Source organism: Rhodococcus sp. Chr-9 (assembly GCF_000801125.1).
Taxonomy (GTDB): Bacteria; Actinomycetota; Actinomycetes; order Mycobacteriales; family Mycobacteriaceae; genus Rhodococcus; species Rhodococcus pyridinivorans.
The window spans coordinates 119,083-134,924 of the sequence record NZ_JTIZ01000073.1; the positions used below are offsets into that span (position 1 = coordinate 119,083).

At 69.3% G+C, this 15,842-nt stretch carries 16 protein-coding genes; 10 read left to right on the plus strand and 6 right to left on the minus strand.

All coding sequences use genetic code 11. The features are described from left to right. Positions 1-13: 13 nt before the first annotated feature. On the minus strand, positions 14-1,171 hold a 1,158-nt coding region (locus QR64_RS09475), incomplete at its 5' end, for a polysaccharide biosynthesis protein (RefSeq protein ID WP_235367080.1). Positions 1,172-1,348: 177 nt separating this feature from the next. Between QR64_RS09475 and QR64_RS09480 the strand changes: the two genes are divergently transcribed. Next, positions 1,349-3,100, plus strand: coding sequence for a hypothetical protein (locus QR64_RS09480; RefSeq protein WP_039585005.1), 1,752 nt, complete (start codon positions 1,349-1,351; stop codon positions 3,098-3,100). On the opposite strand, the gene QR64_RS09485 is transcribed toward QR64_RS09480, so the two are convergent. Then, entirely contained in the window at positions 3,011-4,240 is a 1,230-nt protein-coding gene (locus tag QR64_RS09485; RefSeq protein WP_006552680.1) for a glycosyltransferase family 4 protein, read from the minus strand. The genes QR64_RS09480 and QR64_RS09485 overlap by 90 nt on opposite strands. 165 nt (positions 4,241-4,405) lie before the next feature. Here QR64_RS09485 and QR64_RS09490 point away from each other — a divergent pair, with 165 nt between their 5' ends. The 3 genes from QR64_RS09490 (at position 4,406) to QR64_RS09500 (ending at position 6,624) form a co-directional block, all read left to right on the plus strand. Continuing rightward, positions 4,406-5,161 (plus strand): class I SAM-dependent methyltransferase, encoded by a 756-nt coding sequence (locus tag QR64_RS09490; RefSeq protein ID WP_006552681.1) that lies wholly within the window; start codon positions 4,406-4,408, stop codon positions 5,159-5,161. A gap of 22 nt (positions 5,162-5,183) precedes the next feature. After that, positions 5,184-6,086 (plus strand): ROK family protein, encoded by a 903-nt coding sequence (locus tag QR64_RS09495; protein WP_006552682.1) that lies wholly within the window; start codon positions 5,184-5,186, stop codon positions 6,084-6,086. A gap of 106 nt (positions 6,087-6,192) precedes the next feature. Next, positions 6,193-6,624, plus strand: a complete 432-nt coding sequence (locus QR64_RS09500; RefSeq protein ID WP_024102052.1) for a CBS domain-containing protein — start codon at positions 6,193-6,195, stop codon at positions 6,622-6,624. Positions 6,625-6,630: 6 nt separating this feature from the next. Here QR64_RS09500 and QR64_RS09505 read toward each other — a convergent pair whose 3' ends face one another. Further along, positions 6,631-7,047 carry a hypothetical protein gene (locus QR64_RS09505; protein ID WP_006552684.1) on the minus strand — a complete coding sequence of 139 codons (417 nt, stop codon included), beginning with the start codon at positions 7,045-7,047 and terminating at the stop codon, positions 6,631-6,633. A gap of 110 nt (positions 7,048-7,157) precedes the next feature. On the opposite strand from QR64_RS09505, the gene QR64_RS09510 reads away from it, so the two are divergent. Beyond that, positions 7,158-7,679: a nucleoside deaminase gene (locus QR64_RS09510; RefSeq protein ID WP_033096317.1), complete on the plus strand. Its 522-nt coding sequence runs from the start codon at positions 7,158-7,160 to the stop codon at positions 7,677-7,679. A 73-nt stretch (positions 7,680-7,752) separates the two neighbouring features. Then, positions 7,753-9,201, plus strand: a complete 1,449-nt coding sequence (locus QR64_RS09515) for an aldehyde dehydrogenase (protein WP_006552686.1) — start codon at positions 7,753-7,755, stop codon at positions 9,199-9,201. A gap of 88 nt (positions 9,202-9,289) precedes the next feature. Here the strand turns inward: QR64_RS09515 and epsC are convergent, their stop codons facing one another. After that, complete coding sequence (epsC, locus tag QR64_RS09520; protein WP_006552687.1) at positions 9,290-9,868, minus strand: serine O-acetyltransferase EpsC; 579 nt, start codon at positions 9,866-9,868, stop codon at positions 9,290-9,292. Positions 9,869-9,876: 8 nt separating this feature from the next. Next, on the minus strand, positions 9,877-10,812 hold the full coding sequence (cysK, locus tag QR64_RS09525; RefSeq protein WP_033096318.1) for a cysteine synthase A: 936 nt from the start codon (positions 10,810-10,812) through the stop codon (positions 9,877-9,879). A gap of 243 nt (positions 10,813-11,055) precedes the next feature. Between cysK and QR64_RS27720 the strand changes: the two genes are divergently transcribed. The 4 genes from QR64_RS27720 (at position 11,056) to QR64_RS09540 (ending at position 13,556) form a co-directional block, all read left to right on the plus strand. Then, complete coding sequence (locus tag QR64_RS27720; protein ID WP_235367082.1) at positions 11,056-11,211, plus strand: hypothetical protein; 156 nt, start codon at positions 11,056-11,058, stop codon at positions 11,209-11,211. A gap of 73 nt (positions 11,212-11,284) precedes the next feature. Next, positions 11,285-11,851: an SRPBCC family protein gene (locus QR64_RS09530; RefSeq protein WP_039585007.1), complete on the plus strand. Its 567-nt coding sequence runs from the start codon at positions 11,285-11,287 to the stop codon at positions 11,849-11,851. Beyond that, positions 11,851-13,020, plus strand: a complete 1,170-nt coding sequence (locus QR64_RS09535; RefSeq protein WP_039585081.1) for a zinc-dependent alcohol dehydrogenase — start codon at positions 11,851-11,853, stop codon at positions 13,018-13,020. The genes QR64_RS09530 and QR64_RS09535 overlap by 1 nt, the downstream gene beginning before the upstream one ends. Positions 13,021-13,079: 59 nt before the next feature. Continuing rightward, positions 13,080-13,556: a VOC family protein gene (locus QR64_RS09540; RefSeq protein WP_039585008.1), complete on the plus strand. Its 477-nt coding sequence runs from the start codon at positions 13,080-13,082 to the stop codon at positions 13,554-13,556. Between the two features lie 420 nt (positions 13,557-13,976). Here the strand turns inward: QR64_RS09540 and QR64_RS09545 are convergent, their stop codons facing one another. Beyond that, a complete protein-coding gene (locus tag QR64_RS09545) occupies positions 13,977-15,809 on the minus strand; it encodes a phosphoenolpyruvate carboxykinase (GTP) (protein WP_006552694.1) in 1,833 nt (610 codons plus the stop codon). Positions 15,810-15,842 lie beyond the last annotated feature (33 nt).

The following is a 15,842-nucleotide window of genomic DNA, read 5'->3' on the forward strand; positions in this document are numbered from 1 at the left end:
ACCGAGCCGCCCCTCACCGATCCCGGTGGGGGGCGGTGTCGTTCGCGGGTGACTCGTCGGTGGACGGGGTCACCGCGTCGTCCGTGGACGACCGGGCCACTGCAGCACCGCGCAGAGCGAGCACCGCGACCACCGCGGCCGTCGCGGCGGCCACACCGACAGCGACGGCGATGAACTGCCGCAGGGTCGACGCCACCGTGAACATCAGCACCGCCTCGAGGGCGAGGCCCACCCACGCGACGAGCGCGAGATGGGTACGTTCCCCGGCGATCGCCGACAGCAGCGCGCCCTGCAGGACGGCCAGACACGCGCCCTGCAGTGCGAACAGCCACAGCAGCGACTGCACCGGCCCGTAGGCGTCGCCGACCAGCATCGGGACGATCGGTGCGCAGATCGCCGCGCCGGCGACGAGCACCGCGCCGATCGCGACGAGGACGGTGAGCGCCGACCGCACCGCGGCCGCCGACTGGGCGGGATTCGCCATCCGCGGATAGAGCACCACACCGACCGCCTGCGGCAACCAGAAGGCGACCTTCGTCGCCACCGCCCCCAGCGCGTACAACCCGGCGGAATCGGGATCGAGCAGCATGCGGGCGAGCAGCAGGTCGAGCGACGTGAGCGCGATGAGGGCCAGCTGCACCTGGGAGGCACGCAGCACCGCCCCGGCGGTCGGGACCGGTTCCGTCCGTCCACCCGACGTCCGGCCCACGAGCACACTCGCGGCCAGCGCGACCGCACCCGTGCCGAGCGCCCCGGCGAACAGCGCGGCACCGGGGCCGCCTCCGACGGCGAGCACCGCCACGGCCGGCACCACCTTCGCGACGCCCGCGGCGGACAGGACGACGCTGAGCGCTGCGAACCTGCCCCGGCCCTGCAGCAGGCCCTGTTCGGCGGCGAGGAGGACGAGCAGCGGCGCGGTGACGAGCGACCCGAACGCCCCGCCGACACTCGTGTCGAGCGCCCACGCCACGACGGGCACGAGGAGCATCGCGACGACGATGGCGAGCACGGCGCAGCGGTAACCGAGACGACGCAGCGCCGCGGCGCCGGTGCCGTGCACGGCCTCCCGGGCGACGACCGTCTGCAACGCCAGTGCCGGCACGGCGAGGACGAGCTGCGCGGCGAGCAGGCTCGCGAACTCGCCGTATCCGGCGGGCCCGAGCCAGCGTCCNTGCAACAGATAGGACGCGAGGTTCGCGGTCATCGCGCCGACCGTCACCAGTGTCATGCCGGTGACGGCGGTTCCCGTCGTCGAACCACGAGTGGTCTCGGTTCCCTCCGACGCGGGTCGGGGTGTTCGCGGCATCCGCTCATCCTCCCATCCGGAACGACACCGTATTCTGCCGCCATGTCCCGCCCGGAGTCGTCCCGCATGTCCACGACGGCGGCTCTCCCGGCGGTCTGGTCCCTCGTCCTGACGGTCGCGGTGCTCGGTCCGTTCCTCGTCTCCCCCGGCTACCTGCTCTTCCGCGACGCGGTGAGCACTCCCCGATCGTTCCTCACCGATTCTGCGCTCGGTCTGTCCGACGCCGCCGCCCGCGCGGTGCCGCAGGACGCCCTGCTGGCGTGGGTGAGCACCGTCGTCGACGGTGGTGTCGCGGTCACGGCGCTGCTCGTCGCGTCGTTGTGGGCGGCGGGATGGGGTGCGGCACGGCTGGTCGCGGTGGTGCTGCCGACGAGCGGAACCGGCGCCCGGCTCGTCGCGGCGACGGTCGCGATCTGGAATCCCTATGTCGCCGAGCGGCTGTTGCAGGGCCACTGGAGTCTGCTCGCCGGGTACGCCGCGCTGCCGTGGACGATCTGTGCGGTCGTCGCGATCCGGCGACGGAGACGCGGCGGCTGGGCGTCGCTGGCGGTCTGCCTGGCCGCTGCGGGGCTGACCCCGACCGGTGCCCTGCTGGCGATCGTGACGGCCTGCGCCGTCCTCGTCGCGCCCGGTGGGCGGACGCGGGTGCTGCCGCGCGTGGGCGGCGCACTCGCGCTGGGTGTCGCGGTGTCGTTGCCGTGGCTGATCGCGACGGCGCTCGCCGGTGGCGGCACCGAAGCGGACCCGGCCGGTGTGCGCGCCTTCGCCGCCCGGGCCGAACCACTGCTCGGCACGATCGGTTCGGTGGCAGGGCTCGGCGGGATCTGGAACGCCGAATCCGTCCCCACCTCGCGCACTACCGCATGGGCGCTGATGGGCACCCTGCTGCTGCTCACGGTGGTGGCGTGCGGGGTGCCGGCACTGTGGCGGCGACGTAGGAACTCCGTGATCGTCGCGGTCGCGGTGCCTGCCGTCCTTGCGGTGCTCGTCATCGCCCTCGCCGCGACCGGCCCGGGACTCGCCGTCGGCGAATGGGCGATGGTGAACGTGCCCGGCGCGGGACTGCTGCGCGACACCCAGAAGTGGGTCGCGTGGGCGATGCCCGCCTACGCGCTCGCCGCGGCGGCCGGCACGACCGTCCTCGCCCGGCGCTTCGTGGCGCCCGAACCGGTGTGGGCGGCGGCCGCGATCGCCGCCGTGCTGGTCGCGCTGCCCGACCTGGTGTGGGGTGTGGGCGGGCAACTGCAGCCCGTGCGCTATCCGTTGGGCTGGGAGAAGGTGTCGCAGATCGCCACGGCCGACGACGGCGACGTGGCGGTGCTGCCCGTGGGCATGTTCCGGGTCTTCGACTTCTCCGGGCCCGTACCGGTGCTCGATCCGTCCCCGCGCATGCTGCGCGCCGACGTCCTGCAGACCGGAACCCTGATCGTCGCCGAGGGCAGTGTCGCCGGGGAGGGTCGTCGCGCGGAGGACGTCGAAGCCCTGCTGCTGTCCGGCGCGGATCCGAGTGCGCTCGCCGCCCGCGGGGTGGGCTGGGTGCTCGTCGAGCACGGCACGCCGGGCGAACTCGGTGACGCGCAGAGCACGCTCGGAGCCCTCGAGACCGCTTATCAGGACGAGGATCTGAGCCTGTACCGGGTGGAGGGAGTCACTTCGACCCCGTCACCCCATCGCGCCCTGGCGATCGGGGCGCACGTCGTGTGGCTACTGGTACTGGCCGGCGGCGCTGGCTGCGCGCTCGGGCAGCGGGTCGGCGAGCGTCGACGGCTCGTCGGCGCGCGGGAACAGTCCTGAGACGGTGTGCCCGAAGGTCGTGACGGACAGGACCTCGTGCACGCCCTCTCCCGTGGCCTCCCACGAGAACTCGCCCGCGCGGATGCGGGCCTTGTTGCCGAGCTGACGACGACGGTCGGCGTCGGCGATCAGATCGGCGACGGCGGCGGTCAGTTCGGCGGGCGAGTCCACGAGCACACCGGTCACGCCGTCGATGATCGAGTCGGTCAATCCCTTGGAGCTGCGGTAACCGATGGTGGGCACACCGTGCTGGGCGGCCTCGACCACCGCCAGTCCCCACCCCTCCTTGCGCGAGGGCATCACGTGAATCCAGGTGCGGGAGAGCAATTCGTGCTTGCGCTGCTCGTCGACATGGCCGTGGAAGGTGACGGCGTCGCCGATGCCGAGTTCGGCGGCCGCATCGCGGAGGTTCTGCTCCCACCAGCCGCCGCCGATGACGTCGAGATGCAGACCCGGGACGGTGCCGCGCAGCGCAGCGACCGCGGCGAGGGCGTCCTCGATCTGCTTGTGCGGCACCAGCCTCGAGAGCACACACACGCTCGGGTGGGCCGTGCGCGTGTCGTCGCCACCCACCGCGACACCGGCGGGAACGGCGTCGACACCGTTGCGGACCACCGCGATCCGCTCCCGGTCGACCCCGAGAGCGCGCAGTTCGTCGGCGGACGGAAGGGAGACGGTGAGGTACTGGTTGCGGTGGTGCACGCGCGGCGAGAGCGACGACTCGATCCACCAGCCGAGCTTGGCCATCAGCCTGCCCGCGACCGGCCACTGTTCGCGGTGGCAGTGGTGCACGAGCACCGTGACGGGCGCACCGGCGACGAGCCGGGCGAAGAACGGAATGCCGTTCTGGGTGTCGATGACGGCGTCGGGACGGATACCGGCGAGGGGGCCGACACCGAATCTGCCTGCGAGGATCGCGGCGAGCGCGCGCGGATAGACGGTGAGCCGTCCCCCGCCGCGGCTGACGGTGATGCCGTCGATCCGGTCTCGCTCGGCGGCTCCGGGATAGGAGGCAGTCCGCAGGACGACGCGGACGCCGCGCGCCGCGAGCTGCGCCCCGACCTGTTCGAGATACCGCTCGCTGCCACCACCCTGCGGATGTCCGCTATCGCGCCAGCAAAGCAGCAGAACCTCCCGCACGCGGTGACCCCCTGTATGTCGACTCGACCACCCGGCCGGGCAGATGTGACTCGGACGATGACAGGGACACAGTAGCGGGTGCCGGGCGGCAACAGGTGAGGGACGAGTGTGAGGCCCGCACTAAGGTGACTGGACGTGCCATCGACGACCCGACCCCGCACCGACGTGACCCGGCTGTTCGCCCGCCGCGCCACACTGCGCCGCTCCGTGGGGTTGCTCGGCAGCTTCCGGTTCGAGCAGACAGCACCCGAGAAGTTCTACGGCGGTCTCGCGCGCGACACCGTCGACCTCATCGGCGATCTCTACACGGGTCTGACCGGCGCCGATCTGACGGGCACCACGGTCGTCGACGTCGGCGGCGGACCGGGCTACTTCGCCGACGTGTTCACCGAGGTGGGTTCGCGCTACGTGCCGATCGAGCCCGACCCGTCGGAGATGCACGCCGCCGGCCTGCAGGTGGGCGGCGCGATCCGCGGCTCCGGCCTGGCGCTGCCGTTGCGCACCGGGTCGGTGGACGTGTGCTTCTCGTCGAACGTCGCCGAACACGTCGCGACGCCGTGGGTGATGGCCGACGAGATGCTGCGCGTCACGCGGCCCGGCGGACTGATGGTGCTGTCGTACACCCTGTGGTGGGGACCGTTCGGCGGGCACGAGACCGGTCCGTGGCACGCCTTCGGCGGCGAGTACGCGGCCCGGCGCTACGCGCGCAAGCACGGCAGGGAGCCGAAGAACCGGTACGGGGTGTCGCTGTTCGACGTGGGCGCGAGCGACGGTCTGCGCTGGGCACGTTCGACACCCGATGGCGAACTGCTCGCGGCCTTCCCCCGCTACCACCCGAGTTGGGCGTGGTGGCTCGTGGACGTGCCCGGCGTCCGGGAGTTCCTCGCCAGCAACCTCGTACTGGTCCTGCGCCGACGCTGACCCGTCGCTTAGTGTCGTCGCCATGACCGCATTGGCCCTGGACGTCGGCGGCACCAAGCTCGCCGCGGCCGTCGCCGCCGACGACGGCACCCCGCTCGAAGCCCGATCCGTGCCGGTCCCCCGGAAGGACGTGTGGGGCGCGTGCGCGGGACTGTTGCGGGAGGTCGCGGAGATCGGCGAGGGACCGGTGACCGCCGTGGGTATCGCTGCGGCAGGACCGGTCGACACGAACGCCGGGACGATCGGCCCGATCAACATCTCCGAGTGGAGCTCCGGCTTCGCACTCGTCGACGCCGTGCGTTCGGTGTTCCCCGACGCCCGCGTCGATCCGGTGATGGACGGCGCGGCCGCGACCCTCGCCGAACAGCGCTTCGGTGCCGGACGCGATGTCGCCGACCTGCTCGGGGTCGTGCTCGGCACCGGCATCGGCGGCGGTCTCGTGCTCGGCGGCCGGATCGTGCGCGGCCGCACCGGAAACGCCGGCCACATCGGGCACGTCGTCTCGCCCTACGGCACGACGGTGTGCGCGTGCGGAGGCGTCGGCTGCATCGAGACCGTGGCGAGCGGCCCGTCGGCGGTGCGCTGGGCCCGTGCCCACGGCTGGGAAGGCCCCGACGGTGTCGCGCTGGCCACGGACGCCGAGGCCGGGGTCGGCGTCGCCGCCGCGGCCCTCGAACGGGCCGGGACGGCACTGGGCCAGGTCATCGCGTCGGCAGCGGCACTGACGGATGTGGGACGCGTGGTCGTCGGCGGCGGCTTCGCGCAATCGGGCGGGCACCTGTGGCGGCCGATGCTCGCGTCGGCGGCCCGGCACGCCCGCCTACGGTTCGTGCAGGACCTGCAGATCGTCCCCGCCGAACTCGGCGCACTGGGCACCCTCACCGGCGCATCGATCGTCGCCGCAGGTCACGACTGGATAACCTGATCGGGCACACCCGGTTTTCCGGCCTACCCTGAGGACCACATCGGAGTCCCGGCGGAAACCGGTGAGGGGCCGCCGGGATGCTCTGCGAGCAGATCGGCGGTACCGGATGCGGATTGCTGACATTGTGCGGAACAAGGGCTCGGCGGTGCACACGGTCGAGCCCGACACCACGGTGTGCGAGCTTATCGGCGACTTCGCGCGGTTCAACATCGGCGCGATGGTGGTGTGCGAGGGCAAGACCGTCGCCGGGATCGTCACCGAACGCGACGTCGTACGCGCCCTGCACGAACGCGGACCGTCGATCCTCGCCGCCCCGGCACACGAACTGATGTCGCGGACGGTGACGACCTGCCTGCCCACCGATTCGGTCGACAGTCTCGCCGAGACCATGACCGAACAACGGATCCGGCACCTACCGGTCGTGGTGGACGCTCGGCTGGTGGGGATCGTCAGTATCGGCGACGTGGTCAAGAGCCGCATCGACGAACTACAGACCGAACGCGACCAGCTCGCCTCCTACATCCACGATGGTGGCTAGAACTGATCAGTTCTCGCCGGTCGCGGCGTCGTCGGGAGCGGTGTCGCCGGTGGCACTCTCCTCTGCGGCACCGCCCTCGGTGGCGCTCGGGCGATCGAGGATGCTCACGCTCATCCCGTAGGGCAGGAACCGCACCGAGCGTCGCGGGTCGGTGTTGCCCTTGAGCGTGCGCAGCGCGTCGAGTTCGGTGCGATGGACCTGGTCGACGCGGGCCACGCCGTCGTCCTCGGTGGTGTAGACGACCCAGACGCCGTCGCCCTTCTCACCGGTGGTCTCGGGCCGCGGCTGCGTGCGCGTCGGCGCCACCGGCGGTTCGAGGAAGGAGAAGATACGGTCCTTCAGTTCCCGCAGTTCCTCACCGGCTTCCCGCACCACGCGGTCGAGATCTTCGGGGTCGAACCCGAACGGATTGTTCTCCGCCATGACATGTCTCCTGACCGTTGGGCACCCTCCAGTGTGGTGACGGTCGCCGATTCGCGCCACCCGGCTCCTCCCCCGCCCTACGGTGCAGTCGAGGGAGGAAGGAGACGTCCATGGTGAACGACACGGATCTGCAGCATCTGCGGCGGTGCGTCGAACTCGCGGAGGAGGCGGTCGCGGCAGGTGACGAGCCGTTCGGGTCGGTGCTCGTCGACGCGGACGGCACGGTCCTGGCCGAGGACCGCAACCGCATCGCCGGCGGCGACCGCACCCGGCATCCCGAGTTCGCGCTCGCGCGGTGGGCGGCCGAACATCTCGAACCCGACCGGCGTGCCGCCGCCACCGTCTACACCTCCGGTGAGCACTGCCCGATGTGCGCGGCCGCGCACGGCTGGGTGGGCCTGGGGCGGATCGTCTACGCGGCGTCCTCCGAGCAACTGGTCCGGTGGCTCGGCGAGATGGGCGTGCCGCCGGCACCGGTACGTCCGCTGCCGATCCGCGAGGTCGTGCCGGAGGCCGTCGTCGACGGGCCCGTTCCCGAGTTCGAGCAGGAGATTCGGCTCCTGCACCGTCGCTGCCATCTCGGGGATCGAGCCTTCCCATCCCGTCCGGTCTGGTCACCCCCTGGTCAATAGTTGTAACGTGTTCTAGTGTTCGAGGTCACACGAATGCGGCCGATACACGAGCACAGCCAGGTGAGGAAGCGACATGACCGACTACGACAAGTTGTTCATCGGCGGCCGATGGGTGGCACCGTCGACCGACGAGAGACTCGAGGTGTTCTCCCCCGCCACGGAAGAGCGCGTCGGTTCCGTGCCCGTCGCGGGACCGCAGGACATCGATGCCGCGGTGTCCGCCGCCCGCACGGCCTTCGACGAAGGCCCGTGGTCGCGCACCACCCCGAGCGAGCGCGCCGAGATCCTCGGCAAGGCAGCAAAGCTCATCGAGGAGCGTCGTGCGGAGATCGGCGCCTCGCTCACCGCGGAGATGGGCCAGCCGCCGGCCTCGGTCGAGATGATGCAGCTGACGTCGGGCCTGGCCACACTCGACTACTATGCGGGGCTTGCCGATTCGTTCCCATGGACCGAGGAGCGCACCGGCCTGTTCGGTCGCAGCCGCGTCAGCCGCGAACCCGTCGGCGTCGTCGCCGCCGTCATCGCGTGGAACGTGCCGCTGTTCCTGATGCTCAACAAACTCGGACCCGCCCTGCTCGCCGGATGCACGGTGGTCCTCAAGCCCGCTCCCGAATCGCCGCTGACGACGAACGTCCTCGCCGAGATCTTCACGGAGGCAGGGCTTCCCGAGGGCGTCCTCTCACTCGTGCCCGGCGGCGCCGAGACCGGCGAGTACCTGGTCTCGCACCCCGACGTCGACAAGATCACCTTCACCGGTTCGACGGCCGTGGGTCGTCACATCGGTGAGATCGCCGCGCGCGGACTCAAGCGCTGCTCGCTCGAACTCGGCGGCAAGTCGGCAGCGATCATCCTCGAGGACGCCGACCTCGACTCGACGATGCCGATGCTGGTGATGTCCGGCCTGATGAACACCGGTCAGGCCTGCGTCGGGCAGACCCGCGTCCTCGCGCCGCGGTCGCGCTACGACGAGGTGATCGAGAAGATGACCGCGACCGCGGCCTTCTTCCCCGTCGGACTGCCCGATACCGAAGGCGCACAACTCGGTCCGCTGATCTCCGCGAAGCAGCGCGATCGCGTCGAGTCCTACATCGCCAAGGGCAAGGAGGAAGGCGCGCGTCTCGTGCTCGGCGGTGGTCGCCCCGAGGGCATCGAGACGGGCTACTTCGTCGAACCGACGATCTTCGCCGACGTCGACAACTCCATGACCATCGCCCGCGAGGAGATCTTCGGACCCGTCATCTGCGTGATCCCCTACGACAGCGTCGACGAGGCCGTGAAGATCGCCAACGATTCCGACTACGGCCTGGCCGGTTCGGTGTACACCACCGACGTCGAGAAGGGCCTCGAGATCGCCTCGCGCGTGCGCACCGGCACGTACGGAATCAACTGGTACGCATTCGATCCGGGTTCACCGTTCGGCGGCTACAAGAACTCCGGCATCGGCCGCGAGAACGGTCCCGAGGGCGTCGAGGCGTACTGCGAAACCAAGTCGGTGCTGTACCCGCTCGGTTACGAGGGCTGATCCCGGAAAAAAAGGGGAGGATATGTACGTTCTCGACGGAGAACTCGCACATATCCTCCCCTCTTTCGTGTTTCGGGAGGACGCGACCTCAGATGTACATCGCGGGATCGATGTACGTCGTCGGATCCACGAGCGGTTCGTGCTTCTTGCGGGACCGGACGGTCGCGGGGATACCCGTTGCGATCGAATCCGCCGGCACGTCGTGGGTGACCACGGCGTTGGCGCCGATCGCGCTGTCGTCCCCGATCACCACCGGGCCGAGGACCTTCGCCCCCGCCCCGACGGTGACCCGGTTGCCCAGCGTCGGATGACGCTTCTCCTTCGCCAGCGACCGGCCGCCGAGCGTCACGCCGTGGTAGAGCATCACGTCGTCGCCGATCTCGGCCGTCTCTCCGATGACCACGCCCATGCCGTGGTCGATGAAGAAGCGCCGGCCGATGGTCGCGCCGGGGTGGATCTCGATGCCGGTGAGGAACCGGGTGAACTGCGCGAGGATCCGCGCAGGTCCCTTCAGGGCGGGCACCTGCCACATCCGGTGCGCGATGCGGTGCGACCAGATCGCGTGCAGCCCCGAATAGACGATGGCGTTCTCCGCGTCGCTGCGCGCGGCCGGATCGTGGCCGCGCGCCGACTGCAGATCCTCCCGGAGAGTGTGCAGGATACCCACGACGGCGATCAGTCCCGGATGTGCTCGAAGAGCGGGGTGGAGATGTACCGCTCACCGAAGTCGCAGACGACGGCGACGATCAGCTTGCCGGCGTTCTCGGGACGCTTCGCCAGCTCGAGGGCCGCCCAGACGATCGCACCCGACGAGATGCCGCCGAGAATGCCTTCCTGGGTGCCCAGATCGCGCGCGATACGAATCGAATCCTCGAACGACACGTCGACGATCTCGTCGTAGACCTCGCGGTCGAGCACGTCGGGCACGAAGTTGGCGCCGATGCCCTGGATCTTGTGCGGTCCGGGCTCGCCACCGTTGAGGATCGGCGAGTCGACCGGCTCGACACCGACGACCTTCACGTCCGGCTTGTACTCCTTGAGCCTGCGGCCCGCGCCCGTGATGGTGCCGCCCGTACCGATGCCGGCCACGAAGATGTCGACCTCACCGGCGGTGTCCTTCCAGATCTCCTCACCGGTGGTGTTGTAGTGGATCTCCGGGTTCGCGGGGTTGCCGAACTGGCGGGCGAGGATCGCGTTCTCGGTGTTCGCGACGATCTCCTCGGCCTTCGCGACGGCACCCTTCATGCCCTCGGAGCCGGGGGTGAGGACGATCTCGGCGCCGTAGGCGCGGAGCATCACGCGACGCTCGGTCGACATCGTCTCGGGCATCGTGAGGATGACCTTGTAGCCGCGCGCAGCGCCGACCATGGCGAGCGCGATACCGGTGTTGCCGGAGGTGCCCTCGACGATGGTGCCGCCGGGCTTCAGCTCACCGGACTTCTCGGCGGCGTCGACGATCGCGACACCGATGCGGTCCTTGACGCTGTTGGCCGGGTTGTAGAACTCGAGCTTCGCGGCGACGGTGGCGCCGGCTCCCTCGGTCAGACGGTTGAGCTTGACGATCGGGGTCCGTCCGACCAGCTCGGTGACGTTGTCGTAGATCCTGCTCATGCTCGATCCTCCTCATGGCCACACACGGCGGCTCGGGTCGCGGTCTCGGTCTATTGCACCATTTCGCCGTCATCGGACGACTCGGCGGGCCCATCGATGTACGAACGTATCCGTACGCCGTCGTTATTCCCCGGCGAGTCGGCGTGTCGTCGCCCGGCCCGGCCTCGACGGGTTCGTGCCCCGCGAGATTTCGGATCGGCTCGACCGGGTTTGCCCGGCCACCGAGCACGGGTAGCCGACCATATGAGTCGTCACGATCTTCCCGTCCCCGATTACGACGAACTGGCGCCGGGCACGCTCGCGCCGAGGATCCGTGCACTCGACGAAGCACAGTGGACGATCACCCCCCCGCTACGGCACGGTGTCGCCGAACAGACGCCGAAACGCGGAAGACCCTGACTAGACCGAACACCGAACACCGAACACCGACCCGAGCATCCGAGCATCCGAGCATCCGAGCAAGGAGACGACCGTGGTCGACTTCAACAGAGTCGTGCAGAACGCGAGCCGAGTCGTGGAGAACGCGAACAGGGCGATCGACGACGCCGGTCGCTCGGTGGGCGGATTCGTCCGGCGCGCCGTCGACCGGCCCGTCGACGCTCGGAAACCGCAGACGGTGACCGTCGCGGCTCCGCGCGCACAGGTCATGCAGTTCTGGCGCGATCCCGAGAACCTGAGCAGAGTCTTCGGCGACCACGTCCGGGTGGAGACGGTCGAAGCGAACCGGCTGCGCTGGACCTGGGAGAGCCCCGGCGGGACGACGACCTGGGACACCCGCATCGACGTCACCTCGGAAGGACTCGCGTTCGTCGGCGAGGACGACGCGGACACCCCGGGTCCGCGCGTAGTGCTCGCGGTGTCCGACGCGCCCCGGGGCGGCACCGAGATGACCCTGCGCGCCGAGGTTCCCGTCCCCGATCTCGTCACCGGCGCCCTGACCTTCACTGCGCTCTACCGTGCGCGGGCTCTCATGCAGACCGGTGAGATCCCCACCCTGCAGGGCAGTCCGAGTGCCCGTGCATCGGAAGGAGACGCGTGATGCGAGCCCTGTGCTGGATAGGGGTGAACGAGTTGTCGGTGGAGACGGTCGACGATCCCGGCCTGGTCAACCCGCACGACGTGATCGTGGCGGTCCGCCTCACCACGACCTGCGGGTCCGATCTGCACTTCCTCGGCGGGTACCTGCCGGGGATGCGGGAGGGCGACGTGATCGGCCACGAGTTCATGGGCGAGATCGTCGACACCGGCCCGGAGGTGACGAACGTGCGGGTCGGCGACCGGGTGGTCGTGCCGTCGTTCATCGGATGCGGGAAGTGCCCGTACTGCGCCGACGGCCTGCACGCGGTGTGCGACACCACCAACCCGAACGCCGCGATGCAGCAACCCGTGCTGGGCTATCCCACCGGCGGAATCTACGGCTACACCCATCCCTTCGGCGGGTACCAAGGTTCGCACGCCGAGTACATCCGCGTGCCCTTCGGCGACGTCAACTGCTTCCAGATCCCCGACGGTGTCGGCGACGAACAGGCCCTGTTCCTGTCGGACGCGGTACCGACGGGCTACATGGGCGCCGACTTCTGCGACATCACCCCGGGCGACACCGTGGCGGTCTGGGGCGCCGGCGCCGTCGGTCTCATGGCCGCGGCAAGCGCGAAGATCATGGGCGCCGACAGGGTGATCGTGATCGACCGTTTCCGAGACCGCCTCGACCGCGCCGCGAAGAAGGTCGGCGCCGAAACCGTGGACTACGCCGAGGTCGACAGCGTCTACGAGACGCTCCGCGAGAGCACCGGCGGACGCGGACCGGACGCCTGCATCGACGCTGTGGGCATGGAGGGTCACGGAACCGGCGTCATGCAGGCCTACGACAAGGTCAAGCAGGCGCTGCGGATGGAGAGCGACCGCGCGACCTCTCTGCGCGAGGCGATCCTGTCCTGCGGCAAGGGCGGAGTCGTGTCGGTGCTCGGCATCTACGGTGTCACCGACAAGTTCCCGATGGCGGTGCTGACGAACAAGAGCTTGACCCTGCGGACGGCGCAGCAACATGGCCAGCGGTACGTGCCCACCCTGTTCGAACACGTCCTCGAGAGCAGGTTGGACCCGAGTTGGCTCATGACGCACGACCTTCCGCTCACCGACGCGGTACGCGGCTACGAGATGTTCAAGAACAAGGAGGACGACTGCCTGCGCGCGGTCTTCCGCCCCTAGGTCGTCACCGGTCGGATTTCTTCAATACGAGCGCACGGTCGGCGTCCGACACTGGCGCCATGACGAATTCGGTGAACCCCATCCCCGAGGGATACACCTCCCTCACCCCCTTCCTCGTCGTCGACGGTGCCTCCCGCGCGATCGACTTCTACTGCGACGCGTTCGGAGCGACCGTCGTCGAGCGGATGGACGGCCCCGACGGGACGGTGATGCACGCAGAGCTCGACTTCGACTACGGCCGACTGCAATTGAGCGATCCCCATCTCGGCATCGGCCTGCACGCGCCGAGCGGAACGAACGACGTCGACCATTCGTACGTGCTGTACTGCGCGGACGCCGACGCCGTGTTCGCGCGGGCCGTCGCCCTCGGTGCCCGGGTGTTCGAGGAACCGTCGACCTTCGTCACCGGCGACCGGTTCGCGTCGATCCTCGATCCGTTCGGTCATCGGTGGGCCGTGATGACGCGGGTCGAGAACGTGCCCGCGGAGGAAGCAAAGCGACGGCTCGACGAGTGGGCGGCAACGCAGAACGCGTGAGGTGTAAAGCAGTTGCCCACGGAGCACCCTTCGGTGCACGCTGACTAGGATCTTCCTCCCGGATGTTCCGTACGAGAGCCGGGGGGATCAGTGTTCGACAAGAGGCGTGCGCAGAAGCGATTCGACGACGGCGTGATGGCCCTGGGCTATTTCGTCAAGGGAAGGTGACAGCGCACGGACTGCGCCGTCGCCCGGCAATGCCCCCACCAGTGCCGCACACTTCCGACCGATACGACTCGAACCACGCACGAGACGACCCGCTCGCCGACGGAAGTAGTTGCAGTGCATCGTGGAACTACGTCACCGGTCGGCGTGGCACAACCGAGATATCCGCTGTGAACGATTTCCCGGATTTCACCCCACAGACGGCGAATGCCGCCCCCGGGAAACCGGGAACGGCATTCGTCGTCGTGTACGGACTCAGCCGAGGCGCTGCTTGAGGGCCTCGAACTCGTCGCGGATGCCCGAGGGCACCTTCTCACCGAGGAACTCGAACCACTCGGCGATGCCGTCGATCTCGGACTTCCACTCCTCGACGTCGACCTTCAGGGCCTCGTCGACGTCGGCGGGATCGACATCGAGACCGTCGAGCGTGAGGTCGGCGGCGCTGGGCACGTAGCCGATCGGCGTGGACTGCGCGCCGGCCTTGTGCTCGATGCGGTCGACGATCCACTTGAGCACGCGCGAGTTCTCGCCGAAGCCGGGCCACAGGAAGCGGCCGTCGTCGCCGCGACGGAACCAGTTGACGTAGAAGATCTTCGGCAGCTTGTCCTCGTCGGCGTTCTTGCCGAGCGTGATCCAGTGGTTCAGGTAGTCGCCGGCGTTGTAGCCGAGGAAGGGCAGCATCGCCATCGGGTCGCGACGGACGCTACCGACCTTGCCCTCTGCCGCGGCGGTCTGTTCGGACGACAGGGTCGCGCCGAGGAAGGTGCCGTGCTGCCAGTCGAAGGACTCGCTGACGAGGGGCACCGTCGTCTTGCGGCGGCCACCGAACAGGATCGCGGAGATCGGCACACCCTGCGGGTCGTCCCACTCGGGGGCGAGGATCGGGCACTGCGACATCGGGGTGCAGTAACGCGAGTTCGGGTGCGCGGCGTTGGTGCCGGACTCGGGGGTCCAGTCGTTGCCCAGCCAGTCGGTGAGGTGCGCCGGGGTCTCGCCGCCGATGCCCTCCCACCAGATGTCGCCGTCGTCGGTCTTCGCGACGTTGGTGTAGATGGTGTTGCCGGCCTCGATGGTCGCCATCGCGTTCGGGTTCGAGTCGGCGCTGGTGCCCGGCGCGACGCCGAAGAAGCCGAACTCGGGGTTCACGGCGTAGAGGCGGCCGTCCTTGCCGAAACGCATCCACGCGATGTCGTCGCCGAGGGTCTCGGCACGCCAGCCCGGAATGGTCGGCTGGATCATCGCGAGGTTGGTCTTGCCACAGGCCGACGGGAACGCCGCAGCGATGTAGTAGGCCTTCTCCTCGGGCGAGATCAGCTTGAGGATCAGCATGTGCTCGGCCAGCCAGCCCTCGTCGTGCGCCATGGCCGACGCGATGCGCAGCGAGTAGCACTTCTTGCCGAGCAGGGCGTTGCCGCCGTAGCCGGAGCCGAAGCTCCAGATCTCACGGGTCTCGGGGAAGTGGGTGATGTACTTCGTGTCGTTGCACGGCCACGGGACATCCTGCTGACCGGCCTCGAGCGGCGCACCCACGGAGTGCAGCGCCTTGACGAACGGACGGTCGGTGCCGAGCTTCTCGAGAGCCGCGCTGCCCATGCGGGTCATGATGCGCATCGAGACGACGACGTACTCCGAGTCGGTCAGCTCGACGCCGAGCTTCGGGTCCTCGGCTCCGAGCGGGCCCATGCAGAAGGGCACGACGAAGAGGGTGCGTCCGCGCATGCTGCCGCGGTACAGCTCGGTCATCGTGGCACGCATCTCGTCGGGGTCGACCCAGTTGTTGGTCGGGCCCGCGTCGATCTCGTTCTTCGAGCAGATGAAGGTGCGCGACTCGACGCGTGCGACGTCCGACGGATCGGAATTGGCCAGGAACGAGTTCGGCTTCTTCTCGTCGTTCAGACGCGTGAAGGTGCCTGCCTCGACCAGCTGAGAGGTCAGACGGTCCCATTCCTCATCGGATCCGTCGGCCCATACGACACGATCGGGCTGGGTGAGCTCGGCAATCTCCTGGACCCAGGCAAGCAACTCGGCATGCTGGGTCGGGAGCTTGTCGTCGGTACCGTTCAAACCGGGAATGGTCGCTGAGGTCATCAAAACTCTCCTGGGGTGTGCCCGGAACCGGGA

What these genes read in the sequence shown, in the direction of transcription:
- cysK (WP_033096318.1), bottom strand. Translation starts at nt 10,812, where the DNA reads ATGAGCAGGATCTACGACAACGTCACCGAGCTGGTCGGACGGACCCCG.
- QR64_RS09540 (WP_039585008.1), top strand. Translation starts at nt 13,080, where the DNA reads ATGACGAATTCGGTGAACCCCATCCCCGAGGGATACACCTCCCTCACC.
- QR64_RS09515 (WP_006552686.1), top strand. Translation starts at nt 7,753, where the DNA reads ATGACCGACTACGACAAGTTGTTCATCGGCGGCCGATGGGTGGCACCG.
- QR64_RS27720 (WP_235367082.1), top strand. Translation starts at nt 11,056, where the DNA reads ATGAGTCGTCACGATCTTCCCGTCCCCGATTACGACGAACTGGCGCCG.
- QR64_RS09500 (WP_024102052.1), top strand. Translation starts at nt 6,193, where the DNA reads ATGCGGATTGCTGACATTGTGCGGAACAAGGGCTCGGCGGTGCACACG.
- QR64_RS09545 (WP_006552694.1), bottom strand. Translation starts at nt 15,809, where the DNA reads ATGACCTCAGCGACCATTCCCGGTTTGAACGGTACCGACGACAAGCTC.
- QR64_RS09480 (WP_039585005.1), top strand. Translation starts at nt 1,349, where the DNA reads ATGTCCCGCCCGGAGTCGTCCCGCATGTCCACGACGGCGGCTCTCCCG.
- QR64_RS09510 (WP_033096317.1), top strand. Translation starts at nt 7,158, where the DNA reads ATGGTGAACGACACGGATCTGCAGCATCTGCGGCGGTGCGTCGAACTC.
- QR64_RS09495 (WP_006552682.1), top strand. Translation starts at nt 5,184, where the DNA reads ATGACCGCATTGGCCCTGGACGTCGGCGGCACCAAGCTCGCCGCGGCC.
- QR64_RS09505 (WP_006552684.1), bottom strand. Translation starts at nt 7,047, where the DNA reads ATGGCGGAGAACAATCCGTTCGGGTTCGACCCCGAAGATCTCGACCGC.
- QR64_RS09535 (WP_039585081.1), top strand. Translation starts at nt 11,851, where the DNA reads ATGCGAGCCCTGTGCTGGATAGGGGTGAACGAGTTGTCGGTGGAGACG.